The sequence below is a fragment of the Streptomyces sp. P17 genome (genome assembly GCF_032436805.1).
GTDB lineage: Bacteria > Actinomycetota > Actinomycetes > Streptomycetales > Streptomycetaceae > Streptomyces.
In genome coordinates this window covers 1-760 of record NZ_JAVRBF010000219.1, presented here as the reverse complement: position 1 = coordinate 760, position 760 = coordinate 1, and the positions used below count along the sequence as shown (strand labels likewise).

The 760-nt window shown below is 39.7% G+C and carries 1 protein-coding gene; it reads right to left on the bottom strand.

Annotated features, from left to right (window positions below; translation table 11 throughout):
• A partial coding sequence (locus RMT89_RS40475; RefSeq protein WP_315888747.1) for a diguanylate cyclase occupies positions 1-688 on the bottom strand: 688 nt, incomplete at its 3' end.
• Positions 689-760: the final 72 nt, after the last annotated feature.

Below are 760 nucleotides of genomic sequence, written 5' to 3'. Positions count from 1 at the left end.
CTTTCATTATCTTGGATAAACTTTTTATTAGTTCGTCTCCGACATGATGACCAAATGTATCATTGACCCTCTTGAAGTGGTCAATGTCCAAAGCCAACAATGAAAATGGTCTATTTTGCTCTTGAAACTGTTCAATCGTCTTATCTAATCCTCTTCGATTTAAAACACCAGTAAGCGCATCCGTTAACGTATCAGAATGGAGTTTATCAATGGTATTTGACACGACACTCATAGCATTCAAAAAACTCCGCCTTAAGTGCAACGCTTCAAAGTACCATACATGAATACGGTTTAAATCCGATATCGTCGACTTGTAATTGTAATTACCAATTTTAGTAGCAGCACTGGCTAGCTGCCAAAGTGGCCGAGATATCAAAATAGATGCCCCCCAAATAAGCATCAATGTCAGTACACCTATCGGGAAACCTTTCCAAAAGACAAGAAGTATTAAATCATTAAGGCCGTTTAAAGCATTATTCTTTGGCTTTTGGACTATCACGCCCCATCCAGAGTTCTTTACTGGAGCGTAACCAGCCAACATATCAACACCTTGCGAATTGACAATGTCACCATATCCATCTTCACGGTTAACAACCGCGTTGATAGCCTCATTATTGAGTATCACTTGCCCGACTCTCCTCTTATCGGGATGATAAATGATGGTTTTATTCCGGTCGACGACATACATATACGAACCATCTTGATGACTATGTTTACCCAAAAGTCTCGCCAACATATTCTGGTGTTCCAAATACAAAGC